The organism is Spirillospora sp. CA-108201 (genome assembly GCF_050936235.1).
Lineage (GTDB): Bacteria > Actinomycetota > Actinomycetes > Streptosporangiales > Streptosporangiaceae > Spirillospora.
Genome location: NZ_JBNJNE010000001.1, coordinates 8,159,172 through 8,185,471, shown reverse-complemented (window position 1 = coordinate 8,185,471; position 26,300 = coordinate 8,159,172). Strand labels below are relative to the sequence as shown.

Annotated in this window: 30 protein-coding genes; 17 read left to right on the top strand and 13 right to left on the bottom strand. The window is 73.6% G+C overall.

From position 1 onward, the window contains the following. Window positions 1-49 precede the first annotated feature (49 nt). Both ACQEU6_RS39345 and ACQEU6_RS39340 read right to left on the bottom strand, forming a co-directional pair. Window positions 50-1,060 carry a hypothetical protein gene (locus ACQEU6_RS39345; RefSeq protein WP_499338780.1) on the bottom strand — a complete coding sequence of 337 codons (1,011 nt, stop codon included), beginning with the start codon at window positions 1,058-1,060 and terminating at the stop codon, window positions 50-52. Further along, window positions 1,057-2,013, bottom strand: coding sequence for a hypothetical protein (locus ACQEU6_RS39340; protein ID WP_499338779.1), 957 nt, complete (start codon window positions 2,011-2,013; stop codon window positions 1,057-1,059). The genes ACQEU6_RS39345 and ACQEU6_RS39340 overlap by 4 nt, the downstream gene beginning before the upstream one ends. A gap of 195 nt (window positions 2,014-2,208) precedes the next feature. Here ACQEU6_RS39340 and ACQEU6_RS39335 point away from each other — a divergent pair, with 195 nt between their 5' ends. Further along, complete coding sequence (locus ACQEU6_RS39335; RefSeq protein WP_499338778.1) at window positions 2,209-3,591, top strand: HEXXH motif domain-containing protein; 1,383 nt, start codon at window positions 2,209-2,211, stop codon at window positions 3,589-3,591. Then, window positions 3,588-4,763 carry an FxsB family cyclophane-forming radical SAM/SPASM peptide maturase gene (locus ACQEU6_RS39330; RefSeq protein ID WP_499338777.1) on the top strand — a complete coding sequence of 392 codons (1,176 nt, stop codon included), beginning with the start codon at window positions 3,588-3,590 and terminating at the stop codon, window positions 4,761-4,763. Before ACQEU6_RS39335 ends, ACQEU6_RS39330 begins: the two co-directional genes overlap by 4 nt. A 19-nt stretch (window positions 4,764-4,782) precedes the next feature. Here ACQEU6_RS39330 and ACQEU6_RS39325 read toward each other — a convergent pair whose 3' ends face one another. Next, window positions 4,783-5,928 carry an FAD-dependent monooxygenase gene (locus ACQEU6_RS39325; protein WP_499338776.1) on the bottom strand — a complete coding sequence of 382 codons (1,146 nt, stop codon included), beginning with the start codon at window positions 5,926-5,928 and terminating at the stop codon, window positions 4,783-4,785. 69 nt (window positions 5,929-5,997) lie between these two features. Here ACQEU6_RS39325 and ACQEU6_RS39320 point away from each other — a divergent pair, with 69 nt between their 5' ends. The 9 genes from ACQEU6_RS39320 to ACQEU6_RS39280 all read left to right on the top strand — a co-directional run bounded on the left by ACQEU6_RS39320 (window position 5,998) and on the right by ACQEU6_RS39280 (window position 11,263). Then, on the top strand, window positions 5,998-6,603 hold the full coding sequence (locus ACQEU6_RS39320) for a TetR/AcrR family transcriptional regulator (RefSeq protein ID WP_499338775.1): 606 nt from the start codon (window positions 5,998-6,000) through the stop codon (window positions 6,601-6,603). 96 nt (window positions 6,604-6,699) lie between these two features. Further along, window positions 6,700-7,182, top strand: coding sequence for an Asp23/Gls24 family envelope stress response protein (locus tag ACQEU6_RS39315; protein ID WP_499338774.1), 483 nt, complete (start codon window positions 6,700-6,702; stop codon window positions 7,180-7,182). Then, a complete protein-coding gene (locus ACQEU6_RS39310) occupies window positions 7,179-7,673 on the top strand; it encodes a hypothetical protein (RefSeq protein WP_499338773.1) in 495 nt (164 codons plus the stop codon). Before ACQEU6_RS39315 ends, ACQEU6_RS39310 begins: the two co-directional genes overlap by 4 nt. A gap of 30 nt (window positions 7,674-7,703) precedes the next feature. After that, window positions 7,704-7,907, top strand: coding sequence for a hypothetical protein (locus tag ACQEU6_RS39305; RefSeq protein ID WP_499338772.1), 204 nt, complete (start codon window positions 7,704-7,706; stop codon window positions 7,905-7,907). Beyond that, a complete protein-coding gene (locus ACQEU6_RS39300; protein WP_499338771.1) occupies window positions 7,904-8,257 on the top strand; it encodes an Asp23/Gls24 family envelope stress response protein in 354 nt (117 codons plus the stop codon). Before ACQEU6_RS39305 ends, ACQEU6_RS39300 begins: the two co-directional genes overlap by 4 nt. Continuing rightward, window positions 8,254-8,862, top strand: coding sequence for a DUF6286 domain-containing protein (locus ACQEU6_RS39295; RefSeq protein ID WP_499338770.1), 609 nt, complete (start codon window positions 8,254-8,256; stop codon window positions 8,860-8,862). Before ACQEU6_RS39300 ends, ACQEU6_RS39295 begins: the two co-directional genes overlap by 4 nt. After that, on the top strand, window positions 8,859-9,440 hold the full coding sequence (locus tag ACQEU6_RS39290; RefSeq protein WP_499338769.1) for an alkaline shock response membrane anchor protein AmaP: 582 nt from the start codon (window positions 8,859-8,861) through the stop codon (window positions 9,438-9,440). Before ACQEU6_RS39295 ends, ACQEU6_RS39290 begins: the two co-directional genes overlap by 4 nt. Window positions 9,441-9,555: 115 nt before the next feature. Beyond that, window positions 9,556-10,365, top strand: coding sequence for an alpha/beta fold hydrolase (locus tag ACQEU6_RS39285; protein WP_499338768.1), 810 nt, complete (start codon window positions 9,556-9,558; stop codon window positions 10,363-10,365). A 25-nt stretch (window positions 10,366-10,390) separates the two neighbouring features. After that, a complete protein-coding gene (locus ACQEU6_RS39280) occupies window positions 10,391-11,263 on the top strand; it encodes a helix-turn-helix domain-containing protein (protein WP_499338767.1) in 873 nt (290 codons plus the stop codon). Between the two features lie 9 nt (window positions 11,264-11,272). On the opposite strand, the gene ACQEU6_RS39275 is transcribed toward ACQEU6_RS39280, so the two are convergent. Next, window positions 11,273-11,791, bottom strand: coding sequence for a helix-turn-helix transcriptional regulator (locus ACQEU6_RS39275; RefSeq protein ID WP_499338766.1), 519 nt, complete (start codon window positions 11,789-11,791; stop codon window positions 11,273-11,275). Window positions 11,792-11,815: 24 nt separating this feature from the next. Between ACQEU6_RS39275 and ACQEU6_RS39270 the strand changes: the two genes are divergently transcribed. Continuing rightward, complete coding sequence (locus ACQEU6_RS39270) at window positions 11,816-12,250, top strand: NAD-dependent epimerase/dehydratase family protein (protein ID WP_499338765.1); 435 nt, start codon at window positions 11,816-11,818, stop codon at window positions 12,248-12,250. 41 nt (window positions 12,251-12,291) lie between these two features. Here ACQEU6_RS39270 and ACQEU6_RS39265 read toward each other — a convergent pair whose 3' ends face one another. After that, on the bottom strand, window positions 12,292-13,068 hold the full coding sequence (locus ACQEU6_RS39265) for an aldo/keto reductase (protein WP_499338764.1): 777 nt from the start codon (window positions 13,066-13,068) through the stop codon (window positions 12,292-12,294). A gap of 222 nt (window positions 13,069-13,290) precedes the next feature. Here ACQEU6_RS39265 and ACQEU6_RS39260 point away from each other — a divergent pair, with 222 nt between their 5' ends. From ACQEU6_RS39260 to ACQEU6_RS39250, 3 genes are all read left to right on the top strand, one after another. Beyond that, entirely contained in the window at window positions 13,291-14,151 is an 861-nt protein-coding gene (locus tag ACQEU6_RS39260; protein ID WP_499338763.1) for a peptidoglycan-binding domain-containing protein, read from the top strand. Between the two features lie 71 nt (window positions 14,152-14,222). Beyond that, window positions 14,223-15,113: a peptidase inhibitor family I36 protein gene (locus ACQEU6_RS39255; RefSeq protein ID WP_499338762.1), complete on the top strand. Its 891-nt coding sequence runs from the start codon at window positions 14,223-14,225 to the stop codon at window positions 15,111-15,113. Between the two features lie 34 nt (window positions 15,114-15,147). Further along, complete coding sequence (locus tag ACQEU6_RS39250) at window positions 15,148-16,092, top strand: peptidase inhibitor family I36 protein (RefSeq protein WP_499338761.1); 945 nt, start codon at window positions 15,148-15,150, stop codon at window positions 16,090-16,092. 52 nt (window positions 16,093-16,144) lie between these two features. Here the strand turns inward: ACQEU6_RS39250 and ACQEU6_RS39245 are convergent, their stop codons facing one another. Beyond that, window positions 16,145-17,068, bottom strand: a complete 924-nt coding sequence (locus ACQEU6_RS39245) for an NBR1-Ig-like domain-containing protein (RefSeq protein ID WP_499338760.1) — start codon at window positions 17,066-17,068, stop codon at window positions 16,145-16,147. Between the two features lie 204 nt (window positions 17,069-17,272). On the opposite strand from ACQEU6_RS39245, the gene ACQEU6_RS39240 reads away from it, so the two are divergent. Next, on the top strand, window positions 17,273-18,040 hold the full coding sequence (locus tag ACQEU6_RS39240; protein ID WP_499338759.1) for a peptidoglycan recognition protein family protein: 768 nt from the start codon (window positions 17,273-17,275) through the stop codon (window positions 18,038-18,040). A gap of 169 nt (window positions 18,041-18,209) precedes the next feature. Then, on the top strand, window positions 18,210-19,424 hold the full coding sequence (locus tag ACQEU6_RS39235) for an ammonium transporter (RefSeq protein WP_499338758.1): 1,215 nt from the start codon (window positions 18,210-18,212) through the stop codon (window positions 19,422-19,424). Window positions 19,425-19,448: 24 nt separating this feature from the next. On the opposite strand, the gene ACQEU6_RS39230 is transcribed toward ACQEU6_RS39235, so the two are convergent. From ACQEU6_RS39230 to ureC, 7 genes are read right to left on the bottom strand one after another with little or no spacing between them, the layout of a single operon-like run. Beyond that, complete coding sequence (locus ACQEU6_RS39230; RefSeq protein WP_499338757.1) at window positions 19,449-21,380, bottom strand: FUSC family protein; 1,932 nt, start codon at window positions 21,378-21,380, stop codon at window positions 19,449-19,451. Window positions 21,381-21,383: 3 nt separating this feature from the next. Next, entirely contained in the window at window positions 21,384-21,740 is a 357-nt protein-coding gene (gene crcB, locus ACQEU6_RS39225; protein WP_499338756.1) for a fluoride efflux transporter CrcB, read from the bottom strand. Next, a complete protein-coding gene (locus tag ACQEU6_RS39220; RefSeq protein WP_499338755.1) occupies window positions 21,737-22,252 on the bottom strand; it encodes a FluC/FEX family fluoride channel in 516 nt (171 codons plus the stop codon). The genes crcB and ACQEU6_RS39220 overlap by 4 nt, the downstream gene beginning before the upstream one ends. Before the next feature lie 8 nt (window positions 22,253-22,260). Next, on the bottom strand, window positions 22,261-23,229 hold the full coding sequence (locus ACQEU6_RS39215) for an urease accessory protein UreD (protein ID WP_499338754.1): 969 nt from the start codon (window positions 23,227-23,229) through the stop codon (window positions 22,261-22,263). After that, window positions 23,211-23,846 carry an urease accessory protein UreG gene (ureG, locus tag ACQEU6_RS39210; protein WP_499338753.1) on the bottom strand — a complete coding sequence of 212 codons (636 nt, stop codon included), beginning with the start codon at window positions 23,844-23,846 and terminating at the stop codon, window positions 23,211-23,213. Before ureG ends, ACQEU6_RS39215 begins: the two co-directional genes overlap by 19 nt. Before the next feature lie 24 nt (window positions 23,847-23,870). Next, a complete protein-coding gene (locus ACQEU6_RS39205) occupies window positions 23,871-24,581 on the bottom strand; it encodes an urease accessory protein UreF (RefSeq protein ID WP_499338752.1) in 711 nt (236 codons plus the stop codon). Continuing rightward, window positions 24,578-26,299: an urease subunit alpha gene (gene ureC / locus ACQEU6_RS39200; protein WP_499338751.1), complete on the bottom strand. Its 1,722-nt coding sequence runs from the start codon at window positions 26,297-26,299 to the stop codon at window positions 24,578-24,580. The genes ACQEU6_RS39205 and ureC overlap by 4 nt, the downstream gene beginning before the upstream one ends. Window position 26,300 lies beyond the last annotated feature (1 nt).

The window sequence follows — 26,300 nt, the reverse complement described above, 5'->3', positions numbered from 1 at the left end:
GGAGGGAAGGGATTGCGCCGTGCCGCCGGTGACGGCTCATGATCAGCAGTCATGAGGAGCCCGTTTCTTCGCTCGGCGGGGCCAGGATGAACTGGGACGCCAGATCACTGTAACCCACATCGCGCGGACTGTCAGCCCTAATGATCTCTTCGAAGACCTCCGCCAACCCGTCCACCAGCAGCCTTATGGTCATGCGCCCGTCATATGCCGTCATAATGGCCTTGATATGGTCTTCCTGAATATTCAGAGATTCACGGCAGGCCGTTTCCGGGTAGAGGCGCCGCCGGACGAATTCCCAGCCGTCCTCGATCACCAGCGGGCGGGGGCGCAACGGGATGACGGAGATCATGTCGCTCTCGAACGGCGGGTGCGCCTGGCCGGCGTCCTCGTCTTCGAGCTCCGCGAAGAACAGCATGCAGGGCTGGACGACCGCGGCGTAGAGCTGCACGTCCTGAAGGCTCGTGGAACGCGGGAGGAGGACCATGACCAGCGGCTCGTCGCCCTCGGAGCCGAGGCCGATCTCGGAGAGGACGGCGGCGGCCTCGGCCTTCGCCTTCGCCGCGGTGAGGCCCTCGCGCTCCTTGAGCCGGTTGACCTCCCCGATGACGCTCTGGAGGCGGTCCAGCCGGCTCCGGTTCTCCGAGAAGTGCCGGCTCTGCATCAACTCCCAGCAGATCTTGAACACCAGTCCCAGCAACCGCCGCTGCGGCGTCCTGGCCGTCCCGGTCAGCGCTCTCTCGTCGATGACCCGCAACTCGACCTGGCCGGCGAGTTCCTTGAGGAAATGGGCGCACCTGCAGATCAGGGACGTCTTTCCGGTGCCCTGCATCCCGTGGACGAAGACGAGATGGCCCCGGTCGCGGATCATTTCGATGTCGTCGAGTTCGCTCTTGAACGCCGAGTAGCACGCGGTGAACGAGTGGGTCTCCACGTAGTAGCCCGCGTGCCTGCCGACGCGATGGGGCTCCAGCGCCAGGGGCGGCCGGTCGGCGTAACGCGCCAGACGCAGCGGGTTCCCCACCGAGAGACGCCCGTTTCCCGGCCTGGGGTCGGCCGTCACGAGGGGACCTTCTGCCAGAGCGTGAACCAGCGGAGGACCGGCGGTCGCCACGGGTGCTCCAGGGCGCGCGCGGTGCCGCCGACCTGGGCGTCGATCCGGTGGACGAAGTCCATGACCGTCGCGTGCCTGGTCTCTCTGCCCTCGTCGCCCAGCTCGCTCCACCCGGCGGCGACGACGGCGTCCAGCCTGTCCGGGGCGAGCGCGGCCAGCACCGGTGACAGGGTGTGCCACCAGGGGCGGCGGGCCCTGACCTCCTCCAGCCGGAGCGCCAGTTTCCGCGCGGTGTCGCGCATGGCCTGGGCGGAGGGCTGACCGGCGGTCCTGCGCCGCTCGGCGTAATCGCTCGCCTCGGTGAGGAATTCCCGGCCCAGCCTCCGGAGTTCGAGCCCTTCTCTCCGGCCACGGTCCACGGCCGCCCTCCATTCGGTGGTGAAGAGTGTGAGCAGAGCCCCCACCAGGAGCGGACCGATGACCTTTGCGGCGGACACCCACGCCGGCGATCCCTTCTTCTCCTTCTCCCGCGAAACGGTCTGGGCGCCTATCAGGGCGTCGCAGGCGCGGTCGAATTCCTTTCTGTGACGCACGGCCCAGGCCTGCAGTTCGGCGGGGCCCGGAGTGCGCGCGGCCGCTGCCGGCCACGGCGACGCGCCGGAAGGGGCGGGCGAGGCGTTGGGGGACGCGGTGGGAGACGCGGTGGGCGCCGGCGCGGGTGCGGCTCCCGCCGGGACGGGGAGCCCGAGCGCCAGGAGGGCGGTGGCCATCTGGCCGGGTCGGGACAGGCAGTACACGGTGGCGGCCTCCCGCCGGTCCCCCGGGCCGGGGGACGCCGCCGATAAGGGCGGCGGAGCCTTCGATAACGCGGGCGATATCTCGGCGGCCGCGCCGAAGGGGCGGCTCAGGCACCCGATGAGCAGCAGACCGAGCGTGCAGAAGAACAGCCTGCGAACACTCATTGATCGTCCTCCGCGGTCAGAATAGCGCGCGGCCGCCGCCCGCCGGGGAGGAGTCACGGACTCGCTACCGGACGGCAAGCCTTCCCGGCACCGGACGGGCGCGCGAGACGTCCCGGCGACGTTCCACGATCACGGGATGCGGACTAAAATTGCTGTCATTGGGCGTTCGGCGGAAGGCCGGGCTTTATGACCTTGATGAATCACTCCTTTTCCGGGTCGGATTTCGACTCGCTCGCCTCGGGAATGGCGACGTCCGGTGCGATCGAATCGCTGGGAGCGATCCAGCACAGCCGAAACCTGCTGCTGCTGCGCTCCGTGGTGGACGCCGCCCGCCGGACCGGCCACCCGGAGGCCGCGGCGGCCCGGCACGGCTTCGAGCAGCTGATGGAGCTGAAGCGGCGGGTCCCGGGGGCCGCCTCGGCGGTCATCACGCATCCCTCGACCGGCGGGTGGTGCCTGCACGCGCTGCGCGTCCTCCGGGGCGGCGCCCCGCCCGGCGACTCGCCAGGGGCGCGTCCCTCGCAGCTCGCGGGGATGGCCGCGGCCGCGGCGGTGCGCGGGGGCCGCGCGGGGACGTTCGCCGTCCCCGTCTCCGGCGGCGTGGCGACCCTGCCCTCGGTGGGCGTCCTCACGGCGCCCGGGGACGCCGGGACGGTGCGGATCGTCCACGACGGCCGGAAGGCCGTCGCCACGACCGGGCGCACGAGCGCACCGATCCCCGTCGGCGGAGCCCCGGACGCTCCGGGCTGGCAGGGGCTGCGTACCCTCCGCGCGTCCTCTGACGGAGGCGCGGTCGGAAGCGCCGAGTTCGCGCTCCTTCTCGACGATGTGGACCCGTTCCGCTTCCCCGGCGCGTCGTCCGCGGGAGCCGGGCGCCTGCCCGGGGCCGCCGTCGCCGAACTGGAGCGGACGCTCGGCGACGCCTGGGGCCTCCTGTCGCGCCACCACGGCGCCAGCGCCCGCGAACTCTCCGGCATGGTGTCCACCCTCACGCCCCTGCGGGCTCCGAGCGGCTCGTTCCGCAGCGCCACCTCACGGGAGCACTTCGGCTGCGTCGCGCTCTCCCTGCCGGTCGACCCGACGCAGCTGGCGGTCACGCTCGTCCACGAGGCCCAGCACGGCAAGCTGGCGGCGGTCATGGACGCGGTGAAGCTGCTGCCCGGGGAGGACGAACGCCGGTACTACGCGCCCTGGCGCCCTGACCCGCGGCCGTTCTCGGGCCTTCTGCACGGCACCTACGCCTTCTTCGGCGTCGTGCGGTTCTGGCGGCGGCAGCGCTGGCTGGAGCCGGGCGAGCACGCCCTGGCGGCCCACCTGGAGTACGCGCACTGGCGCGAGGCGGTGCGGCTCGGGCTCGTCCAGCTCCGCTCGCACGACCGCCTGCCCGCGCTCACCGTGCGGTTCGTCCAGGGCATGCGGGACGTGCTGGACCAGTGGCGGGCCGAGCCGGTTCCGGGGCCCGCGGCCGCCCTGGCGGCGGAGCGTTTCAGCACGCACCGCGAGAGCTGGATCGCCGCGAACGGGCCGCTGCCCGGCTGCCTGCGGACGGTCCGCGACCTGCCGGATCCGGTCGCGTGAGGCCGCCCGCCGCCCGGGGGGCGCTGCCCTTCCGGGAGTTCATCCTCAAGATCCACAGCCGCTGCAACCTGGCCTGCGACTACTGCTACGTGTACGAGATGGGCGACCAGAGCTGGCGGGACCGGCCGGTCACGATGCCGCCCGAGGTGGTCGACGCCGCCGCCCGGCGCATCGGGGACCACGCCCGCGAGCACGCGGTCCCCGCGGTCGACGTCGTGCTGCACGGGGGCGAGCCGCTGCTGGCGGCGCCGTCCCTGATCGAGCGGGTCGTCCGGTCGGTCGCCGCCGAGGGCGTGTCCGCGTCGTTCTTCGTCCAGACGAACGGCACCCGCCTGACCGGGGCCCGCCTGGCCCAGCTCGACCGGCTCGGCGTCCGGATCGGGGTGAGCGTCGACGGCGACGCCTCCGCCCAGGACCGGCACCGCCGCCTGCCGGACGGCCGGGGAAGCCACGCCTCGGTGGCGGCGGCGCTGGACGCCCTGTCCGCCGGCCCGTACCGGCACCTGTTCTCGGGCGTCCTCTGCACGATCGACCTGCGCAACGACCCGGTCGCGACCTACGAGGCGCTGCTGCGCCACCGCCCGCCCCGCGTCGACTTCCTCCTGCCCCACGGGAACTGGTCGGCGCCTCCCCCGGGACGCGCCGAGGGGTCGCCCGCCACGCCGTACGCCGACTGGCTCATCGAGATCTTCGACCGCTGGTACGGCGCGGCGGAGCCGCCGGCGGACGTCCGGACGTTCAGCGACCTGCTCACCCTGCTGCTCGGCGGGAGCGTCGGCAACGAGGGGCTCGGCCTCGGCCCGGTGCGGTACGCGGTCATCGAGACCGACGGCGCGATCGAGCACTCCGACCTGCTCAGACCCATGACCGCCGCCCCCGCCGGCACCGGCCTGAACATCCTGCGCGACACCCTGGACGCGGCGCTCGCGCTGCCGGCCGCCGTCGAGCGGCAGCGCGGCGCGGCGGCCCTGTGCGAGAAGTGCCGGGCCTGCCGGTTCGTCGCCGTGTGCGGAGCCGGCCTCCAGGCCCACCGCTACCGGCACGCGACGGGCTTCGACAACCCGACGGTCTACTGCCCGGACATGATCCGTCTCATCGAGCACGTGCGCGGCCGCGTCGCCGAAGACCTCGCCGCCGCGGCCCGCCCCTCCGAGCGCGGCCCCGCCCCCTGACCGGAACCGCGCTCCGGCGTCAGGGAGCGGAGGTTCCCGGCGGGCGCCAGCGGTAGAGCTCGTCCGCCTGGCGCATCACCGCCGTGGGGCCGAGCCGGCCTGCCAGCCGCACCGTCGCGTCGCGGACCGCGACGGGCACGGTCCCCGAGAGGGCCGTGAGCCGGGCGAGCTGGAACGAGCGGCGCATCACCGCGGTGGTGCGGGGCAGCCTCGCCGCGGTGTAGGCGGGCAGCCCTCCCCCGCCCGCCGACGCCTCGTGCGCCAGGACCACGGCGTCCTCGACGGCCTGGCAGGCGCCCTGTCCGAGGTTCGGGGTCATCGGGTGGGCGGCGTCGCCCAGCAGCGCCACCCGGCCCCGGTGGAAGGACGGCAGGGGGCGCCTCATCGCGTAGACGTCGTTGCGGATCAGGCGGTCCGGGGACAGCGACGCCAGCAGCGCGGGGATCGGATCGTGCCAGTCCCCGAACAGCCGGAGCAGTTCGGCGCGCTCGTCCCCGGCGACGGCGCCCTCCGGGGCCTTCGCGGTGGCGTAGACGTAGGCGTGCCCGTCGGCCAGCCGGGTCATGCCGAACACCCGGCCGCGGCCCCACGACTCGCTCCCCGCGACGTCGCCCACGGATCCGGACGTGACGGCCCGCCAGGCCGTCAGCCCCGTGTACCGGACGGGGGACGGCCCCGGGAACAGCGCCGACCGGACGCCCGAGTGGAGGCCGTCCGCCGCGACGACCAGGTCCGCGCGCTCCTCGCCGTCCCCGGTGACCACGACGCCGTCCTCCGGCGACACCGATCTCACCGTCGATCCCAGCCTGAGGGCGCCCTCGGGCAGCAGCCCGGTCAGAAGGTCGACGAGCGCGCTGCGCATGAGCACCACCGTGGGGTCGCCGTGCCGGGCCACCAGGGCCTCGGCGCTGGTGCGGCTCAGCCAGGCCCCGCCCGCCGTGCGCACGCCGCCGTCCCCGTGCATCGCCGCGAGCCGCCGTACCCCGTCGCCCGCTCCGATCGTGTCGAGCGCGCGCAGGGCGTTGGGCCCGAGCGCCAGGCCGGACCCGACCGGCTCCAGGGAGGAGGCCCGCTCGTGCAGGGTCACCGCCCACCCCTTCCCGCTCAGGGCGGCCGCCGCCGTCAGGCCGCCGATCCCCCCGCCGACCACGATCGCGTTCGCCATCGCCGTCCCTCCTCGCCGCGTCCAGGGCCGCTACGGCCATAGTGCCACTACATTCGTAGTCTGCACTACATGAGTAGTGTGCGGAGCGTGCCCTCCACCCGCGCGACGCTCGTCGCCGACACCGCCGTCACCCTGCTCGCGGAGCGCGGGATGCGCGGCCTCACCCACCGCGCGGTCGACGAGGCGGCCGGGCTCCCGTCCGGCTCCACGTCCAACGTCGCCCGGAGCCGCGCGGCCCTCCTCGAACTCGCCCTCGTCCACCTCACCGAGCTGGAGAGGCGCGCTCTGGCCGGCCTCGGACCGGCCGGCGACGATCTCGCCGGGGCGCTGGCGCGCTTCCTCCACGGCCAACTGCACGACGACCGGCGCCGCACGGTGGCCCGCTACGAACTGGCGCTCGAAGCCACCCGCCGGCCGGAACTGCGCGCGATCTACGACGCCATCGGGCGCGACCTCCGCCGCGCAGCCGTCTCGCTCATGGCCGCCGCCGGCTCGGCCGACCCCGACCGGCACGGGCCCGCCCTGGTCGCCTTCCTGGAAGGGGTGATGTTCGACGTCATCGTGGGCGCGGGACGCGAACCCGGCCTGGACGACCTCCGCCTCACCGTCCGCGAGTACCTGACCGGCGTCCTCCCCATGGGCCCGCGCCCGACCGAACCCCGCCGACGAACTTAGTCCGACATTGATCCACCTTTTGACAGTATGACTGTTTCAGGTGACCGCCCGTGAGCATCATCCGCAGGTCAGCCGACGCATGGCATGGGGGGCATCGTGAGTCAGGACGACAGGCGAGGAGCCGAGCAGGCCGCGGCAGGGACGAGGCGCAAGCGGGGCGCCGACGGAGGGTCGAGCGAACTCGTCACGTCCAGCGGCAGCACCAGGATCGCCGACGACGTCGTGGCGAAGATCGCTACCATGGCGGCCCGCCAGGTCGGCGGCGTCTACGAGATGGGCGCGGGCATGTCCCGGACGCTCGGGACGGTCCGGGACCGCCTGCCGGGCGTGGGGGGCGACAGCACCCAGGGCGTCGACGTGCAGGTCGGCGAGCGGCAGGCGGCCGTCGACATCGATCTCGTCGTGGAGTACGGGCTGTCCATCCCGGACCTGGCCGCCGCCGTGCGCACCAACGTCTCCAACGAGATCGAGCACATGTGCGGCCTGGAGGTCGTCGAGGTGAACATCACCGTGGACGACGTCCACGTGGCCGACGAGGAGCCTCCGGAGCCGCGCCGCGAGGAGTCCCGAGTCCAATGATCTCCCGGGCGGACGTGGTGGCCGCGTCCCACCGGCCCCGGCCCGTCCCGGCGGGCCGGCCGGATCCGGCGGGCGGCACGGGGCCGGGCGGGCCGGAGTTCGCCGCCGAGGGGCCCCGGGCGGCGCGGCCGGAGGCCCCGCCGGGCGGAGAACAGCCCATCGGGGCCGGAGCGGCGGGCGTCCGGCCGAGCGCGGAGCCCGGCCGGCGGGAGCCGCTCGCCGAACTGGCGGAGCGGATCGGCGCGACGGCCACGAGGTGCCCGGACGTGCTGGGGCTGACGGCCGGTCCGCGCGGCTGGATCGCGACCTACCGCGCCGGGCCCCCGTACGCGGGGGTCGCGGTGCACGACGCGGTGGTCGAGGTGGGGGTGGTCGTCCGGTACGGCCGGCCCTTCGCCGAGATCGCCGAGGACGTGCGGCGCCTGGTGCGACCGCTGGCCGGCCGGCGGGCGGTGGACGTGGTGATCGGGGACGTGGCCGATGGCGGCTGAGGGCCCCGCCGAGGCGAGAAGGTGATCGGGATGGATGTGAGAGTGCCGTGGCCCGTGGTCGGCCTGGCGGTCGGGCTGGCATTGGGGTTCGCCGCGGCGTTCGGCGGCGCCGGCGCGTTCTTCCTGGTCCTGTTCCTCGGCGCGCTCGGCTTCGTGGTCGGGCGCGTCATCGAGGGCAGCATCGACCTCGGGCAGATCTTCTCCACGGGCCGCACGGGACGGCGGCCGCGATGACGGACGCCGAGCGGGGCAGGACGACGATCCGGGAGCGGACCGTCGCGCGCATCGTCGCCGAAGCCGCGCAGGACGTCGACGCGTCCGGCGGGCTCGGCCGGAGCATCGCCGGAGTGCCGATCCCCGGCCGGGGACCCGCCCGCACGGAGGTGCGGGTGCACGGCGACATCGTCACGGCCAAGGTGGCGGTGTCGGTGGCCTACCCGATGCCGGTCCGCTCGGTCGCCCGCCAGGTGCGCCGGCGAGTGCGCGAGCGGGTGGCGGAGCTGACCGGTCTCACCGTCGGCCAGGTCGACGTCGAGGTGGCCGAACTGGAACGCCCCGGCACGGGCGAGAGGACCGTGCTGTGACCGCGCAGGCCGGGGCGCGGGCCGCCACCGGGCCGAGCGCGCGCCCGGTCGACGACCGGAAGGCCGACCGGGCGGCCAGGCACACGTTCCGCTCGCAGCGGGCGCTGCCGGCCCTCGCCGCCGCGCTGCTGATGACGGCGGCCGGCGTGCTGACGGCGATCGAGGTCATCTCGGCGGAGCTGGGCGACCCGGCGCGCGTCTTCCCCTACGGCTGGGTGCGGAGCGTCGACTGGGACGGGGTGCAGGCCCGTGCGATCTTCGCGGCGCTGGCACTGGTCGGCGCCTGGTTCGTGCTGGCCGCCGTGTTGCCGGGCAAGTCCCGGATCGTTCCGCTGCACGGGAGGGATCCGAACCTGATGATGGGCGTGAGCAGGCGGGGGCTCAAGCGCAGCGTCGCCGCCGCGGCCGAAGGGGCGCCGGGGGTGTCGGGCGTCAGCGGCGTCCGGCTGGGCCCCCGGAAGGTGCGGGTGGTCGCCCGGACCCCCGTGCGCGAGCCCGCGGGCCTGGACGCGGGGATCGCCGAGGCGGTGCGGGACCGGCTCGACCGGCTCGGTCCGGTGCCCGCCCGTTCCGTCACGGTGCGGATGAAGCAGCGGGAGGGATGATGGACCGCCGCCGCGCTCACATCAACCGCACCGGCCTGCTCGTCCTCGGCGCCGTCCTCGTCGCCGCCGGGGGGCTCGGCCTCGCCCGCGGCTTCGGCGCCTTCGGGAGCGCCCGGGCCTCCGGCCCCGTGCTCACCGCGCAGGCGCGCCGCTTCGCCGACGGCCACGGCTGGTTCTGGCCCGCCGTCGCCGCGGTGGCCGTCGTCCTGGCACTGCTGGGGCTGTCCTGGATGCTCGCGCAACTCCGTTCGAGCCGGCTGCGGGGCCTCTCGCTGGAGCCGGACATCAGGGCCGGCGCGACGCGTGTGGAGGCCGGGGCCGTCACGGACGCGCTGGAGGGCGAGATCGGCGAGTACCCGGGCGTGCGCAGGGTGCGGGCCCGGCTGATCCGCGCGCCCAAGGGGGCCGGGCTGCGGCTGAGCATCGTCTACGGGCAGGAGGCGGACCCCGCCGAACTGCGGCGCCGCATCCAGGACGAGGCGCTCCCGCGGCTCTGCGCCGCGCTCGAACGCGAGTCGATTCCCACCGTGGTGCGGCTGCGGCTGACACCCCGCGAGCAGCCCGCGACCGTCGTCTGATCCCCCCGGCGCCTCCACGCGGGCCGCCGGCCGCCCTTCCTCCGGTCGGCCCGGGGACGACCGCCGGGAACATTTGTCCAAGACCGGTGGGCGGCCGGCCGCGCACGATCTCCCCATGACCGAGTCCGACGTTGAGCGCTCGCACGGGATCCACGTGGTCCACGACGGATCGCGGCAGGCGCCGCCGCTGCTGCTCCTCCACGGGTCGGGGGCCTCGGGCGGCACCTGGAATCCGATGATCCCCGCGCTCGCCGCCCGCCGCCGCGTCGTCCGGGTCGACCTGCCGGGCTGCGGCCAGTCTCCGCCCGGGCCGTCGTACGCCGTGCCCGACCAGGCGCGCCGCGTGGCCGCGCTGCTGGACGGTCTCGGGATCGGCCGCGCCTGCGTGGCCGGGCACTCCAGCGGCGGCTACGTCGCCACCGCGCTCGCCGAGCAGCGCCCCGACCTCGTGGGTTCGCTCGCGCTCATCAGCACCGGCCCGAGCCTCGGCGACCTGCTCCGGCAGCCCCTGCTCATCCGGGCCCTGCTGTCCCCGCCGCTCGGGCCGCTCCTGTGGGCGAGGCGCTCGGACGCGGTGATCCGCCGCGGGATCGGCGCGACGGCCGCGGGCCCCGTGGACATCCCGGACGACCTGGTCTCCGGGGTCCGGGCGATCACGTACCGCTCCATGCGGGAGGTGCTGCGCGAGAACGCCGCCTACGTCGCCGAGCGGAGCGTGCCCGAGCGCCTCGCCGCCCTCGGGCTCCCGCTGCTCGTGGTCTTCGGCGACGCCGACCCCCGCTGGGACCCCGCGTCGGCGCACCGGTACGAGGCGGTGCCGGGCGCGCGGGTCGAGATGCTGCCCGGCGCGGGGCACCTGCCCGTCCTCGAAGCGCCCGACGCGACCAGCGCACTGCTGCTGGACTTCACGTCCGCGGTCCGCTGACGCCCCCCGGGCCTAGACTCGTCACGTGCCGCCGACCAGGACGCCGCCCGACTGGGCGGCGGTGGAGATCGCCGTCCCGGCCCCTTCGGTCCGGCTGCCGGGGGTCGGCATGGCCGGGTTCAGCCAGCGCCTCCCCGTACCCGTGGACATCGCGATGGTCGCGCACCCCTCCGTCACCCTGCTCCTCGACCTGAGCGGCGGGGAGGGCATCGTCTACGACGCCCAGGGCCGGCGCCGGCGCGGCAGCTTCGCCGCCGGGCTCCTTCCGGGCGACCTCCGGACGGGCGGGCAGGCGGGCGCGTGCCTCCAGATCCGGTTGGAGCCCGTCGCGGCGGCCGCGGTCCTCGCCGCGGCGGCCGACCTCACCGGGACGGTGACGCCCCTGGAGGACGTCTGGGGCCGCGACGCCGCCCGGTTCGAGGACAGGCTGCGCGCCGCCGCGTCATGGGACGAGCGGTTCGCGATCGCGGCGGACGTCCTCGGCCGGCGGCTGGGCGGCCGGAGGGTCGACCCCGAGGTCGCCCACACCTGGCGGCGGACGCTCGCCGGCCGGGGACGGGTCCGGATCGACGGCCTGGCCGGCGAGGTCGGCTGGAGCCGCAAACGCCTCTGGTCGCGCTTCCGCGCCCAGCTCGGCATCACGCCCAAACGCGCCGCCCGGCTCGTCCGGTTCGACCGAGCCGCCTACCTCCTCGCGGCGGGGCATGCGGCGGCCGGGGTCGCCGCCGAGAGCGGCTACGTCGACCAGTCCCACCTGCACCGCGAGGTCAGGACGTTCGCCGGGCTGACGCCCGCGGGCGTGGCCGCGGCGCCGTGGCTCGCGATCGACGACATCGCCTGGCCGGCCTCCTGGCCGACCCGGGTCCCCGCGCGGATCGGCGGGCCCGCCCTCCGCTGAGCGCGGGCGTCAGGGCGGGGCGTCCAGGATGCCGGACGCGCGGGCCTTGGCCGCGGCCCGGGTGCGGGACGCGGCGCCGAGCTTGGTGAGGATCCGGGTCACGTGGGTGGCGACGGTGTTGGCGGAGACGAAGAGATCCGTGGCGATCTGCTGGTTCGTCCGTCCGTCCGCGAGGAGGCGCAGGACGTCGAGTTCGCGGCCGGTCAGACCGTGGGCACGTCCGGACGCGCCGGACCTGCCGGAGGAGGTCGCCTCCTCGCTGACGCGTCCGCGGGCCGCGAGGTCGTCGATGCGCGCCACCAGGGGCGCGGCCCCCAGGTCGGCGGCGATGGCGCGCGCCTCGCGCAGCCGGGACCCCGCCCAGGGACGGTTGTTGGACGCGAGCGCCGCGGCGGCGGCCTCCGTCAGCACCACGGCGGTCTCGTGGCGATTGCCGAGAGCGCGCCAGGCCGCGGCCGCCTCGTCCCAGGCGGGCAGCTCGCCGCTCCCCGTCAGGGCCCGGAACGTGAGGCGGAAGGCGTCGATCACCGGGGTGGCGGCGTCCAGCCGGTCGTGCTCCGGATCGGAACGATCTGGGGGCCGCTCGTCGACCCGGAGTCCCCGTTCTTCCACATCCCGCCCTGCATCGGCGCGGTGCTCCGCGGCGAGGAGCCGCCGAAGCCGCACGCCGACGACGGCGGCGACTGCTGCTACGCGCCCGACGCCGGGCGCGCGATCGCCCTCCTGATGGCCGCGAAGACGCTGGAGCACGACACCTACAACGTCTCCAGCGGGCGCGCGGTCGCCAACCGCGAGTTCGCGGAGGCCCTGGAGGCGATCAGGCCGGGACTGCGGCTCGACCTCCTGCCCGGACGGTGGAACGGCCCCGGCGAGGACCCCTACCTCGACATCGCCCGCCTCACCCGCGACACCGGATTCACGCCGGAGTTCGACGTGGCCGGGGCGGTCGCCGACAACGTCGCCTGGCGCGCCGGCAACCCCCGCTGACCGAGGTCTCCCGGCCCGCCCCGCCCGCGGGGCGGGCCGGGTCAGCCGTTGCGGGCGAGGGCGTCGACGGCGGCGACGTCCTCGCCGGTCAGGGCGAGGCCGCCGAGGTCGAAGTTGGCGGCGATGTGCTCCCGGCGCGACGACCTCGGCAGGATCACGATGTCGTGCTCCAGGTGCCAGCGCAGGACGACCTGGGCGGGCGTGGCGCCGAGCCGCCGGGCGATCCCGGTGAGGACCGGGTCGCGCAGGTCGGTGTTCTTCAGGCCGCTGTAGCCCTCGACCACGACCCCCCGGCGCCGGTGCTCGTCCAGCAGGGCCGGATCGTGCCGCGCCGGGCTCCACGAGATCTGGTTGACCGCCGGCCGGCGCCCGGTCGCCTCGGCCAGCCGGTCGATCTGCGCCGGGCTGTGATTGCTCACCCCGACGTTGCGGGCCAGTCCCGCGTCTCTCGCCTCCAGCAGCGCCCGCCATGTCGGGACGAGCTCGTCCTGGGCGGTCGGCCAGTGGAGCAGCCAGAGGTCCACGTATCCGGTGTCGAGCAGGCGGAGGCTCGACTCCAGCGTGCGGCGGGCGTGCCGCGCGTCCTGCGGGCGCAGCTTGGTGGTGACGAAGACCTGCTCCCGGTCCACGCCGCTGTCCTTCAGGGCCCGGCCGACGTCCGCCTCGTTGCGGTACAGGGTCGCGGTGTCGACATGCCGGTAACCGATCTCCAGTGCCGCGCGCACCGACGCGTACGCCGCCTTGGGCCGCAGCTGCCAGGTCCCGAAACCGATCAGCGGCAGCGGGGTGCCGCCGGGCAGATTCACAGTGCGCGTCATGTCTCGCATTCTGCCCGCGCGCGCCGCCTCGCCAACCAGGTCCGCTTCCGTCCCGGCCGCCTCCGGGAGGCGAGTGTCCCGTCTGTCAGATCGCGTGCACTTCTGTACGGAATCGGCTAACGGACAGTCTGACAACAACGATCTTCTTGTGAACACGTGACCGGCCGGGTCACCGTGGTCTCCGCCGCGGGCTTCGCGCCCAGTCCCCTACCAGGAGACCCGATGAAGCTGCCCTCGTACGCCGCCGCCGTCGTGACGGCGACCCTGCTCACCTCGTTCACCGGACCCGCCGGGACGCCGGCGGCCCTGGCGGCCGGCGGCCGGGCGCCCGGCGCCCGCGCCCTGCCGAGCGTGAACATGGAGGCCACCGTCAAGGCCGCCCAGATCGACCCGCGGCGGGCCGACGACACGCTGACCCCCGGCGCGAAGGCCAGCGTGCTCCTGGTCGAGCAGGCGCTGCGGGACCGCAGCCTGCTCGACGCCACGTGGGTGGACGGCTACTTCGGCACCACCACGATCGCCGCCTACGCGAAGTACCAGAAGTCGCTCGGCTACACCGGTCTGGCCGCCAGCGGGCTGCCGGGCAGGACGTCGCTCGCCAAGCTCGGAGCCGGACGCTTCACCGTCGCCGGCGTCATCGAGCCGGGCGCCCGCGTCACCACGGGCGGGGTCGTCGTCAACACCCGGACGCAGAGCATGCTGGCCGAGGCGAAGCGGCTGCTCGGCCGCGACCTCGTGCTGGACCAGGGCTCCTACAACCCCGGCGGCGACCCCACGTCCGCGGGCACCCACGACGGCGGAGGCGTCGTGGACGTCTCGGCGGAGGGGATGGACTCCGCCACCCGCACCGAGGTCGCCCGCGCGCTGCGCCGTGTCGGCTTCGCGGCATGGGTGCGCAGCCCCGCCCAGGGCGACTGGCCGTGGCACGTCCACGCCGCCGCCATCAACGACACCGACCTCTCCAGCCAGGCCCAGCACCAGACCGGTGACTACTACCTCGGTCTGAACGGCCTTTCCGGCCGCGGCCCCGACGACGGCCCGAAGGTGACCATCCGCACCTGGGAGGAGTACCAGCGCAGCTGACCCGTCCGTACACCAGGCAACGAGATCGACAGGCAACGACGACAGGAACGAGCACAGAAGGAGACAACGGTATGAACAAGGTCACCAAGACCCTGACCACCACGGCGTCCGCCGCCGTCGCGATCGGCGGGGTGGCGGCCGTCTACGTGTCGCCCGCCTCCGCGGCGGCCCGGGACGGCAAGTGCGACAGCGGCGAGTTCTGCTACTACTTCAACAGCGACAACCAGGGCTCCATCTCGGACTTCACCGGATCGGTCGCCGACTACGGCACCACCCAGCCCTCCTGCTACGACTTCAAGGGCGACGGCAACGGCAAGGGCACCTGCGTCAAGAACAACGCCGCCTCGGTCTGGAACAACAGCACCAAAACCGTCCGCGTCTACTACAACAGCAACTACGGCGGCAGCTACCAGGACTTCACAGCCGGCGCCAAAGGCAACCTCAACGCCACCCTCAAGAACCAGAACGCCTCCCACGAGTTCTCGCCGTCGACGCGCACGAACATGTCGTACGGGCTGTACTCGGCGAGCGGCGGGAGCATCACCTGCGGCTTCGACGGCTACACCACGACGCCCGGCCGGCACGAGGGCATCGACATCGCGCGCGGCATCGGCTCCGACGTCCACGCCCTGGTGGCCGGTAAGATCATCTACATCGCGCCCGGTGCCACCGGCAGTTCGGGGCTGTCCACGATCTCCGTCTACAACGCCTCGCTGAACAAGACGGTGATCTACCTGCACTCCGCTCCGCGGTCCTCGCTGGCCGTGGGGCAGTCGATCAGCCGCGGCCAGGTCATCGCCGACGAGTCGTGGCACGGGGTGTCGTCCAGCGCGTCCGCCCACACCCACGTCGAGATGCGTCTCGGGGAGCAGACGCACGCGGCCAAGAGCGTGAACGACCCGACCCTGGACAACCCGAACCCGACCACGTTCTGGAACTCCCAGGGCTACAACGTCCGGTAGAGCGCAGCGACCTCCACCAGAGGGGATGACGACTGTGTCGACACGATGCGCGCGGCAGCTCCCGCGGCTCACCGCGACGACCGCCGCGATGGCGCTCGGCGGAGCCGCTCTCGCCCCGGCCTCCCCCGCCTCCGCGGCGGCCCGGGACGGCAAGTGCGACAGCGGCGAGTTCTGCTACTACTTCAACAGCGACAACCAGGGCTCCATCTCGGACTTCACCGGATCGGTCGCCGACTACGGCACCACCCAGCCCTCCTGCTACGACTTCAAGGGCGACGGCAACGGCAAGGGCACCTGCGTCAAGAACAACGCCGCCTCGGTCTGGAACAACAGCACCAAAACCGTCCGCGTCTACTACAACAGCAACTACGGCGGCAGCTACCAGGACTTCGCAGCCGGCGCCAAAGGCAACCTCAACGCCACCCTCAAGAACCAGAACGCCTCCCACGAGTTCTCGCCGTCGACGCCGCCGACCGGCTGCAAGACCGACGGCACCGACAGCAAGCTCCCCTCCACGATCCTCGTGTACCGGGTGTCCCTCGGCCGGGTGGACCGGGTGGCGTTCAAGACCTACGTCAAGGACGTCCTGCCCAACGAATGGGTGTCGAGCTGGCCCGCGGAGTCCCTCAAGGCCGGGGCGATGGCCGTCAAGGGCTACGGCTGGTACTGGGCGCTGCACTCGACCCGCACGACGTCGGGCGGCCAGTGCTTCGACGTCTACGACACCACGTCCAGCCAGGTCTACCGGCCCGGCTCCGCCCAGGCCTCGACGAGCTCCGCGGTGGACGCGACGTGGGGAACCCGCATGACCCGCGGCGGAAAGATCCTTGAGGCCCACTACTGCTCCACGACGACGACGTGCGGCGGCTGGGTCACCGGGGACTGGATGTCGCAGTACGGCTCCCGGGACAAGGCCGACGCGGGCTGGGGCTACGCCAGGATCCTCAACGCCTACTACAGCGGGATCGTCCTCTCCTGATCCCCCCCGGCCGTCCGACCCGAGCCCCCGCCGTGCCCCTCCACGGCGGGGGCTACGGCCCGACGACGATGACCTGGAAGTTGACGGGCCGGCTCCCCGGGAACGCGACCTTCCCCGCGCCGTCCACCATCTTGAACCGCACGTAGCATAAGCCGGGCCTCCTGGGCGTGGTGATCTCGGTGCGGACGTCGACCGCGCGGCCCGGTCCGGTGTCGGCGATCGGGACCTCCGAGATCGTCTGGCAGTCGCCGGCCTTCTGCGGGAGGTCCAGGCGGCGCAGGGAGTAGCCGTCCCACGGGACCGTTCCGGAGTTCTTGAACCTCCACACCTTGGTGACGCTCCGGCCGGCGCCGACGCGCGTGCAGTCGGGCAGCGTGACGTCCGCGACGAACGCGGCGGCGTCGCCCTTGTGCCTCGGCGGGGCCGCCGCCGGGTTGGTCGGCTGCACCGGGCAGTCGGCCGGGGACAGCGCGGCCTTCGAACGATTGCCGTACTCCTCCAGCGCGTCCTTGCCGGAGTCGCGGTCGACCACGATGAGGACCACCGCCCACGTGCCGATGACCGCCGCCGCCAGCGCGACCGCGCCCGGACTGCTCAGCCGGAACCGCCTCCGGCGCTTGGGGACGGGAAAGGTCGCCTGGACGTCGCCCGCCATCCGCACGTGCGGCGACGGCGGGTCGGAACCGGACGGCGGGGTCTCGCCGCCCCCGGAGGGCTCCTGCGCCTCGACGGCGAGGCGCACGGCACCGGCGTCCACGGCGCTCGCGACGGGGGCTTCGAGCGCGGCGGCCTCGGGCCTCCCGGCGCTCGCCGACCTGACCGCCGCGTTCGCCCGCCCCCAGCGTTCGCGGTACGCGGCCGGGTCGGCGCCGCACGCCTTGACGAACTCGACGGTGGTCCCCCAACTCGGGAGGCGGTTTCCCTTCGTGGCCTCGTGCAGCGTCGTGTGCGAGATCGCCCCGGATCTACCGGACATCTCCCGGAATGGCGGGTTGCCAACCGTTTCCCGCAGTTCTCGCAGAACCGCCGCGAAGTCCTCGATCGCCTCCGCCTGTGCACGCATGTGGTCCACCGGGTGAAGCTAACAGCGCCCGCGTGCTCCCCTCAAGCACAGGATTTCATCGGTTATCTTCCGATGAGGTCGCCCTTTTGAGCTGATCAACATCCGGAGGGATCGCTCATGTCCGCAGACGCACATCTCCCCCGCCGCAACCTGCTCGCCGGAACCGCCGTCATCATGGGCGGCGCGTTGCTGGGCCCGGCGGCCTGGCCCCCGCGCGCGGCCTCGGCGCAGGCCCCGCCCCTCGTCCACCCACGCGCCGAGTGGCTGGCCCGGCCTCCCAAGGCGCCGGCGACCGTTCTGAACAGGGCCCCCGACCACATCGTGGTCCATCACACCGCCTCGGCGAACGCCGCGGACCAGTCGCTGGAGCACGCCCTCGCCCTGTCCCGGGCGATCCAGGACTTCCACATGGACACCAACGGCTGGGACGACACCGGGCAGCAGCTCACCATCAGCCGCGGCGGCCACCTCATGGAGGGCCGCAACCGCGCCCTGGAGGCCATCGGCGCCGGAACCCACGTCGTCGGGGCCCACACCCTCGGCGAGAACGACCACACGATCGGCATCGAGAACGAGGGCACCTACATGACGGTGGAGCCCACCGGCGCGCTGTGGGCGAAGCTCGTCGCGACCTGCGCGTGGCTGTGCGAGGTCTACGGCCTGGAGCCGCACGCGGCGATCGTCGGGCACCGCGACTACAACGCCACGGCCTGCCCCGGCGACGCCCTGTACGCCCTGCTGCCGCGCCTGCGGAACCAGGTCGCCGAGAGCCTGGGCGGGCGGCGCCCGCCGGAGGCGCCCGCGGCGCGGCGCGGGGGGCTGCCCGGGCCGCGCTTCACCTTCGACCACGGACCGGCGGTCGGCCCCGGGGACCCCACCCGCTGACCGGCCTTACAGAAACGTCACAGAATCGAAAGGAAAGAAAAGTCCGGCCAGGTCGGCCGGGGGCAAAGCCCGATGGGCGTAATTTTGTCCAGTGCCCTCCGCCCCGGCGTTTCACGTGCTCATCGCATGCCCATACCTCAATGGTGTCGCCTGAAGCCAGGAGTGGGGCATGAGATTTGGGTTGAATACCGGCGATTCGGCATGGGTGCTCGTCAGCTTCGCCATGGTGCTGCTCATGACGCCGGGCCTCGCCCTCTTCTACGGCGGAATGGTCCGGGCGAAGAACCTCGTCAGCGTCCTGTACATGAGCTTCGTCTCGATCGCCGTGGTGACCGTCGTCTGGTTCGCCTACGGGTACGGCCTGGCGTTCGGTGACGACGTGGGAGGGGCCGGCCTCATCGGCTGGGGCCGGTGGCAGTTCCTCCGGACCACCCCGTCGGTCCTGCGGGGCGTCATCCCGGAGTACGTGTTCTCGGTGTTCCAGCTCGTCTTCGCGATCATCACGCTCGCGCTGATCAGCGGCTCGGTCGCCAACCGCGTCAGGCTCGGCCCCTGGATGGTCTTCGGGGTGGTCTGGGTCACCGTCGTCTACCTCCCGATCGCCCACTGGGTGTTCTCCAAGGGCGGCTGGATCAACCGGTGGGGCGCGCTGGACTTCGCGGGCGGCCTGGTCGTCGAGCTGAACTCCGGCATCGCGGGCCTGGCGCTGGCGCTGGTGCTCGGACCGGGCCTGCGCTTCCGCCGGGAGGGCCCGCCCGAGCCGAAGAACATCCCGCTGGTGATGGCCGGCATGGGGCTGCTGTGGTTCGGCTGGTTCGGGTTCAACGGCGGATCGGCGCTGACGGACGGCGCCCTCGCGGCGAACGCGGTGGTCAACACCATGATGTGCGGGTGCGTCGCGATGCTGGCCTGGATGCTGCTGGAGCGGGCCCGGTTCGGGCGGTTCTCCAGGCTGGGCGGCACGACCGGCGCGCTCGCCGGCCTGGTGGCCATCACCCCGGCCTGCGGGTACGTCAACCTGCTGGGCGCGACGGTCCTCGGCATCGTCGTCGCCGTCGTCTGCACCTACGCCGTCGAGTTCAAGACGTCCGTCGGGTACGACGACACCCTGGACGTCGTGGGCATCCACGGGGCCGGCGGGATCGTCGGCGTGGTCCTGCTGGGCTTCTTCGCCACCGGCAGGTACGGCAGCCCCATCGCCGGTCTCTTCTACGGCGGCTCGGTCTCCCTGCTGGGCAAGCAGGTCGTCGCCATCCTCGCCGTCGGCTGCTACAGCTTCGTGCTCACCTTCGCCATCGGCAAGATCGTGGACGTCCTGCTGGCCTTCCGCCCGAGCGCCCGCGAGGAGGCCGCGGGGCTCGACACGGAGCTGCGCATCGGGTGACCGCGTCCGGCGAGGAGGCGGCCGTCACAGCGGAAGCGTTCTGCGCAGCCGGCGGGTCTGGGCGGCCGCCTGGCCGAGGACGCCCGCCGGGGAAGGTCCCGAAGCGTCCCTCGTCCGCGGCGCCCGTCCGTCGCGGATCGCGGCCGCCATCTCCCGGAGATCCGCCGAGATGGCCCCGACCGCCTGCTCCGGCGGCGGCTCGGCGCCTCCCCGGACCTTGACGGACGCCGCGGTGACGCTGTCCACGAGCGCGTCGAGCGCGCCCAGGACGGGCCACCACGCGGCGCCCGTGCGGCTCGCGGGCGGGGGTTCGGCCTGGACCTGCCGCAGGTCGGCTCTCGCCGCGTCGAGCCTGCGGTGGAGCGCCCGGCGGTCCCGGGCACGGACGTCCCGGGGGCCGGTGAAGGCCTCGTCGAGATAGTCGGCGAGCGCCCGGAGGCCTGCGGTGAACCGCTCGCCGATCCGTGCCCGGCGGCTCCACGGCCAGAGGGCGTAGCCGAAGACCAGCACGATCAGGCAGCCGAGGAGGGTGTCGGACAGCCGGGCCAGCACGAGCTCGTCGGAGGGCCTCGGCGAGGTCATGTCGAACAGGAAGAGCATCAGAGGGGTGACCGCGACCGTCCGCATCGCGTAGGACCTGGCCTTGAGCACCGGGATCAGCCCGCCGAAGAACGCCGCGAGCGGGACCGCGGCCCAGCCGCGCGGGACGACCACCAGCACCAGCAGGGTGGGGACGGCGGCGGCGACCGTGCCGACCGCCCGCAGCAGGGACCGGACGAAGACCGAGCCGAAGTCGGGCTTCAGGACCACGGCGACCGTCAGCGGAAGCCAGACGGAGTGCACCGTGGGGATCCAGAGGTCGTGGAGCACGCCCGGGAACTCGACGAACGCCGAGGCGATCGCCATGCACAGGGCCAGCCGGAGCCCGTACCGCCAGGCCGCCGCCGAGGTGAGGGCCATCTGGACGGCCCGGTACGCCCGGACGGGCAGGGGTCTCGGCAGCCCGAGCCAGTCGGGGTCCTCCGGGTGCGGCTCCGACAGCCGCCGCCGGGCGAACTCGACGGGCCGGGCGAACACCGGGTCGCCCCGCGGCGGCGGGATCCCCGCGGCCCGGTCCCCGCTCCGGACGGCGTCAGCGATCCGCCGCACCTCCTCCGACAGCCCCGGCGGCGCGGGACGCGCGGAGCGGACGAGCAGGGTGAGCGCCTCCAGCAGCGGCGAGGCCGCGTTGAGCATGGCGACCAGCCACCGCGCCTCCTCGCTCCAGTTCGGCATCCGCCGGACGCGATGGCACATCAGCGCGTCCTGGGCGGCGTCCACCGCCATGCTGAGCGCGAGGCGGGCGTCACCCGGGCGGGCGGCGTCGACCAGGTCGGCGGCCCGGTCGTAGACGTCGGCGACGGCCCGGTGCTCGGGGCCCGGACGCCGGATCCACAGCCGCCAGCTCAGCACCGCGAGGGCGAGGTAGAAGGCACCGCCCGCGAGCTGGCAGAGCGGAGGGAGCCACCACGGGCCGAGCCGGGGCAGGCCGGTGCCGATCACGTTCATGAACAGCAGCGCCAGCGCGGCCCCCGACACGACGTTGCCGATGGAGCTGGCCAGGCCGGACAGCAGCGCGACCGCCGTGGTCGTCGACACCGTCCACCAGCCGTGCCCGTGGGCGGGCTGGCCGATCACCAGGCCCGCGGCGCCCGCCAGTTGCGAGACGACGAGCCCGAGCGCCCGCGACCGGTACGGGCCGGTGTCGGGCCGCATCGTCGCCAGCACCATGCCGGCCGACGCGAGCAGTCCGGCGCGGGGCTCGCCCAGGGCCAGCGCCACCGCGATCACCGCGCCGAACGCGACCGCCGCCCGGACCGCGCCGAGCCAGGGCACGGGCCCCCTGGAGAGCGAGAGCGCCCGGCTCAGCCAGTTCCCCGCGGCGACCCGCGTGGCGCCCGTCGGCGTGGACGGCACGCGTCAGACCGCTTGGAACGCGGCGTACAGGAGCGTGAAGACCCCGATGCCCAACCCCAGGGACAGGAGCACGTTCGCCGCGCCCCTGGCGTACTTCCCGTCCTGGAAGAGGTGGACGGTGTCCAGTTCGAAGGTGCTGAACGTGGTGAGCGCGCCGCAGAGCCCGGTGCCGACGAGACCGTCGGGGACGGCGCTCGTGGTCAGGCCGTGCAGAGCGCCCAGGATGCCCGTGCCGAGGAGGTTGACCGTCAGCGTCCCCCAGGGGAACGCCTTCCCGAACCTGTTCTTGACCATCGTGTCGAGGACGAAGCGCAGCATGGCGCCGCACGCCCCTCCGGCGAGCACCAGCAAGGCGATCATGCCGGGGCGCCGCCCTCCGGCCGGGCCGGGCGGTACGGCAGGAGCCGCCCGCCCCAGAGGCCGACGGCGACCGCGATCCAGCCGCCCACCACGCTGACCACCGCGTAGACGGCGCTCTGGTCCCAGCTCCCGGCGCGGCCGAGGGCGTGGACCCCGTCGATGAGGTGGGAGAACGTCGTGAAACCGCCCAGGTAGCCGGTCACCAGCAGCGGCCGGGCGACGGGGTGCGGCCTGCCCTTGAGCAGGTACGACGTCAGGATGCCGATGAACAGGCAGCCCAGCAGGTTCACCAGCAGCGTCCCCCAGGGGAAGCCGTGCCGGGCGCCGGGCATCGCCTTGATGAGCAGATCACGCGCCAGGGCCCCGAGCGCTCCTCCGACGGCGACGTCCAGGAGCGCGCGAGGCTTGATCCCGGGATGGCGGGGCCGCCCCCTCCGGCGCCGGTCCAGGACGGTGGCCTCGGCCGCCTCGCGGTGGAGGAGATGCCTTCCCGGCCTCCCCTCGTCGCCCATGGCCGGTGTCACCACCGGCGCCGGCCGGGGGCGGGCACGCCCAGCAGCAGACGGCGGACGGCGTCCCAGACCCGCATGAAGGCGGCCTCGACCTCGGGCGACCGCTCCCCAAGGACGCGCGCCCAGGCGCCGCGGTCCCCCGGCAGGACGCTGGCTCCCGCCCGCAGTCCCGTGCCGGCGAGCGCCTCGTGCATCGTGTCGGCCACGGCCTGCGCGGGTCTGCGGCCCGTGACGACGTACAGCGACGTCAGAACCCCGAAGTCGTCCATCACCGCGGGGCCCGTCACCGCCCGTTCCTCCGGCACCAGGTGGAGCGGGTCGGCGAACAGCAGCCGTCCCGCGGCGTCGTGCACCTCGACGTCGCTGCAGTACGCCGTGTAGGCGTGCCGTTCCCCGCGGGCGAGGCGGCCGGCCAGAAGCGTCTCGCCCAGCAGGACGGTGGAGTCCGGGTGGGCGGTGACGTCGAGCCGCTGGTAGAAGCGGGTGCCGCCGAAGGGGATCGTCGTGTCCGGCATGTACTCCAGGTAGCCGCCGGGGCCCACGGAGAGGCCGACGAGCTGCGTGGCGTAGTCCTGCTCCATCCGGTAGAGCCGGGTGGCGCCCTGGGTGGTCACGTGCACGGACGCGCCCGCGCCGCAGGAGACGTCGACGCGGTAGCGGTCCCCCTGGAGGACTCCGCCTCCGGACGACATCAGCATGACGTACGGAAGGTCCGGCGCCCCCGGGTCGGGGTGGAGGGGCCGGGTGATGTGCAGCGGCGCCTTCTGGTAGCGGCCGGTCAGCTCCGTCCGGTCGCCGACCAGCTCGAACTCCAGGTCGAGGACGCCGACCTTGCCGGGGCTGCCGGCCGGGAGCATGTCCACGGCGCCGGCGTGCCGCCGCACCGGCTCGGGGACCCAGCCGGGAAGGTACCGCTCGGGCGCGAGGCGGTCGGTCCCCCCGGAGCCGCCCGCCGCCCCTACACCGGCGAGGTACACGCCGCTCCCGCCCGCGCCTCGATGAAGTCGACGACCTCCGCGACGCCGGTGCCGGCGAGGCAGTCGGTCAGCGCGACCGGGCCCGCGCCGCGCACCGCCCGGGCGTCCCGCTCCATGACCGCCAGGTCGGTGCGGACGTACGGGGCGATGTCGATCTTGTTGATGACCAGCAGGTCGGAGTCGGTCGTGCCGGGGCCGCGCTTGCGGGGCATCTTCTCGCCCTCGGCGGTGTCCAGGACGAAGATGTACACGTCGGCCAGCGCCGGGCTGAAGGTGAGCGTGAGGTTGTCGCCGCCGCTCTCGAACAGCAGGAGGTCGATCTCGGGGAAGCGGTCGAGCAGCTCCGCCGCCGCCGCCAGGTTCATGGTCGGGTCGTCGCGGACGGCGGTGTGCGGGCACGCGCCCGTCTCGACCCCCACGATCCGCTCGGGGTCGAGCGTCCCGGCCAGGGTGCGGCGGACGTGCTCGGCGTCCTCCTGGGTGTAGATGTCATTGGTGATCACGCCGACCTCGTGGCCGAGCGCGCGCAGCCGCGGCACCAGCGCCTCGATCAGCGCGGTCTTGCCGCTTCCGACCGGGCCGCCGACGCCCACCTTGAAGGTCTTCTCCAGCTCCATCCCGCCTCCTTCGCATCGAACGGATCAGGTGACGAACATGCGGGCCTCCGCCCGCTCGTGCGCGGCCGACACGACGTCGGCGACGGGAACCGAGCCGTGCAGCTCCCGCGGGTCGCGGGCGGCGAGCGCCGACCGCGCGACCCGTGCGAGGTCCGGGCGGACCTCGCACAGCAGCCTCTGGGCGCGGCGGAAGTCGGTGCGGGCCAGCCGCACCGCCGCCGCCGTCCAGCTCGCGGCGAAGGCGTACAGGTCGGCGGCGACCGCCTGCGCCACCGGCACGCCGAGCCCCGCGTAGAGCGCGCCGACCACGACCGCGTGGTTGCCCGGCGTGGTCCTGTCCGCCACCAGACCCGCCAGCCGGGCGGTCTCGGGCACCGGAAAGGCGAAGGCCGCCGTGTCCAGCACCTGCCGGCCGGTCCGGGCCGAGGCGCCGCGCTGCTCGCGGTTGAGCTTGATCGCGTGCAGCCGCCGGTCGACGCGGACCAGCCCGTCCCAGTCGGCCGCGCGGGCCGCGCGGTGCGCCAGCGCCAGGGCGGTCGCGTCCGCGGGGCCCACCGCGTTGTACAGCAGGTCGGTCAGCAGCTCGCGCAGCGTCTCCGGCCCGGTGATCCGGAGCTGGACGTACCCCTCCAGCCCGTGCGACAGCGTGTACATCCCGCTCGGGAAGCCGGAGTCGGTGAGCTGGAGCTGGGCCAGCAGCGGGTCCAGGTCCGCGGTGCCGGGACGCGCGCTCATGCCAGGAAGAACAGCCGGTTCAGCGGCAGTTCCGTGGCCGGCTCGATGTGCGCGGGCTCCCCGTCCACGGTCACCCGGTAGGTCTCCGGATCGACCTTGATCTCGGCGAGCGTCGAGTTGCGGAGCATGTGGCGCTTGTCGACCGTCCGGCACTGGCGCACCGGCCGGATCAGCCGCTTCAGTTCGAGTCGCTCGGGCACGCCCGCCTCGATCGCGGCGCCGGACATGAAGGTCGCGCAGGTGCTCGACAGCGCCTTGCCGAACGCCCCGTACGTGGGCCGGTAGTAGACGGGCTGCGGCGTCGGCAGCGAGGCGTTCGGGTCGCCCATCTGCGCCCAGCTCACCATGCCGCCCTTGACGACCATGGTGGGCTTGGCTCCGAAGGAGTGGATGGGCCACAGCACGACGTCGGCGAGCTTGCCGTCCTCCAGGGAGCCGATCGTGTCCGCGATCCCGGAGACGCGGGCCGGGTTGATGGTCAGCTTGGCCAGGTAGCGCAGGACGCGGTAGTTGTCGTTGCGGGACGAGTCCTCGGGCAGTGCGCCCCTCTTGTCCTTGTTGTGGTGGGCGACCTGGAAGGCGCGGGTGAACGACTCGCCCACGCGGCCCATCGCCTGGGAGTCCGAGCCGATGATGCTGATGACGCCGAGGTCGTGCAGCACCGTCTCGGCCGAGATGGTCTCGGCGCGCACCCGGCTGTCGGCGAACGCCACGTCCTCGGGCACGTCGTAGCTGAGGTGGTGGCAGACCATCGTCATGTCCAGCAGCTCGTCGACCGAGTTGGCGGTGTAGGGCAACGTCGGGTTCGTGGAGGCGGGGAGCACGTTGGGCTCGCCGGTCACCCGCAGGATGTCGGGGGCGTGACCGCCGCCCGCGCCCTCGGAGTGGTAGGTGTGGATCGCGCGGCCGTTGATCGCGTTGATGGTGTCCTCGACGAAGCCGGCCTCGTTCAGGGTGTCGGTGTGGATGTTGATCTGGATGTCCAGCTCGTCGGCCACCGACAGCGCGCAGTCGATGACGGCCGGGGTGGCGCCCCAGTCCTCGTGCACCTTCAGCCCGGCGGCGCCGGCGAGGATCTGCTCCTCCAGCGGGCCCGGCAGGCTGCTGTTGCCCTTGCCGTAGACGGCGATGTTGATCGGGATGTCCTCGTAGGCCTGGAGGATGCGGGAGATGTTCCACGGGCCCGGGGTGGTGGTGCAGCCGCGGCTGCCGTCCGCCGGGCCGGTGCCGCCGCCGACCAGGGTGGTGATCCCGTTGCTCAGCGCGTGCTGGGCCTGCTGCGGGGTGATGAAGTGGACGTGGGTGTCGATCGCCCCGGGCGTGGCGATGAGGTTCTCGCCGGAGATCACCTCGGTCGTCGCGCTGATGATGAGGCGCCGGTCGACGCCGTTCTGGGTGTGCGGGTTGCCCGACTTGCCGATCCCGGCGATCCTCCCGTCCTTGATGCCGATGTCGCCCTTGACGACGCCCAGCACCGGGTCGAGGACCAGCGCGTTCGTGATCACCAGGTCCAGGGCGACCGACCGCCCCGACGCAGGGTCGGCCGACATGCCGTCGCGGGCGGTCTTGCCGCCGCCGTACTGGGCCTCGTCCCCGTAGTGCCCCTCGGTGTGGTCCTTCTCCACCTCGACGACGAGGTTGGTGTCCCCGAGGCGAAGCCGGTCGCCCACCGTCGGGCCGTACATGGACGCGTACTGCTGCCGGCTCATCGTGGCCATG

Coding starts and splice junctions, on each gene's coding strand:
- ACQEU6_RS39205 (WP_499338752.1), bottom strand. CDS start 24,581: ATGAGCGCGCGTCCCGGCACCGCGGACCTGGACCCGCTGCTGGCCCAG.
- ACQEU6_RS39335 (WP_499338778.1), top strand. CDS start 2,209: ATGAATCACTCCTTTTCCGGGTCGGATTTCGACTCGCTCGCCTCGGGA.
- ACQEU6_RS39290 (WP_499338769.1), top strand. CDS start 8,859: ATGATGGACCGCCGCCGCGCTCACATCAACCGCACCGGCCTGCTCGTC.
- ACQEU6_RS39325 (WP_499338776.1), bottom strand. CDS start 5,928: ATGGCGAACGCGATCGTGGTCGGCGGGGGGATCGGCGGCCTGACGGCG.
- ACQEU6_RS39285 (WP_499338768.1), top strand. CDS start 9,556: ATGACCGAGTCCGACGTTGAGCGCTCGCACGGGATCCACGTGGTCCAC.
- ACQEU6_RS39265 (WP_499338764.1), bottom strand. CDS start 13,068: ATGACGCGCACTGTGAATCTGCCCGGCGGCACCCCGCTGCCGCTGATC.
- ACQEU6_RS39305 (WP_499338772.1), top strand. CDS start 7,704: ATGGATGTGAGAGTGCCGTGGCCCGTGGTCGGCCTGGCGGTCGGGCTG.
- ureC (WP_499338751.1), bottom strand. CDS start 26,299: ATGGCCACGATGAGCCGGCAGCAGTACGCGTCCATGTACGGCCCGACG.
- ACQEU6_RS39310 (WP_499338773.1), top strand. CDS start 7,179: ATGATCTCCCGGGCGGACGTGGTGGCCGCGTCCCACCGGCCCCGGCCC.
- ACQEU6_RS39235 (WP_499338758.1), top strand. CDS start 18,210: ATGAGATTTGGGTTGAATACCGGCGATTCGGCATGGGTGCTCGTCAGC.
- ACQEU6_RS39340 (WP_499338779.1), bottom strand. CDS start 2,013: ATGAGTGTTCGCAGGCTGTTCTTCTGCACGCTCGGTCTGCTGCTCATC.
- ACQEU6_RS39300 (WP_499338771.1), top strand. CDS start 7,904: ATGACGGACGCCGAGCGGGGCAGGACGACGATCCGGGAGCGGACCGTC.
- crcB (WP_499338756.1), bottom strand. CDS start 21,740: ATGATCGCCTTGCTGGTGCTCGCCGGAGGGGCGTGCGGCGCCATGCTG.
- ACQEU6_RS39220 (WP_499338755.1), bottom strand. CDS start 22,252: ATGGGCGACGAGGGGAGGCCGGGAAGGCATCTCCTCCACCGCGAGGCG.
- ACQEU6_RS39260 (WP_499338763.1), top strand. CDS start 13,291: ATGAAGCTGCCCTCGTACGCCGCCGCCGTCGTGACGGCGACCCTGCTC.
- ACQEU6_RS39245 (WP_499338760.1), bottom strand. CDS start 17,068: ATGTCCGGTAGATCCGGGGCGATCTCGCACACGACGCTGCACGAGGCC.
- ureG (WP_499338753.1), bottom strand. CDS start 23,846: ATGGAGCTGGAGAAGACCTTCAAGGTGGGCGTCGGCGGCCCGGTCGGA.
- ACQEU6_RS39255 (WP_499338762.1), top strand. CDS start 14,223: ATGAACAAGGTCACCAAGACCCTGACCACCACGGCGTCCGCCGCCGTC.
- ACQEU6_RS39240 (WP_499338759.1), top strand. CDS start 17,273: ATGTCCGCAGACGCACATCTCCCCCGCCGCAACCTGCTCGCCGGAACC.
- ACQEU6_RS39320 (WP_499338775.1), top strand. CDS start 5,998: ATGAGTAGTGTGCGGAGCGTGCCCTCCACCCGCGCGACGCTCGTCGCC.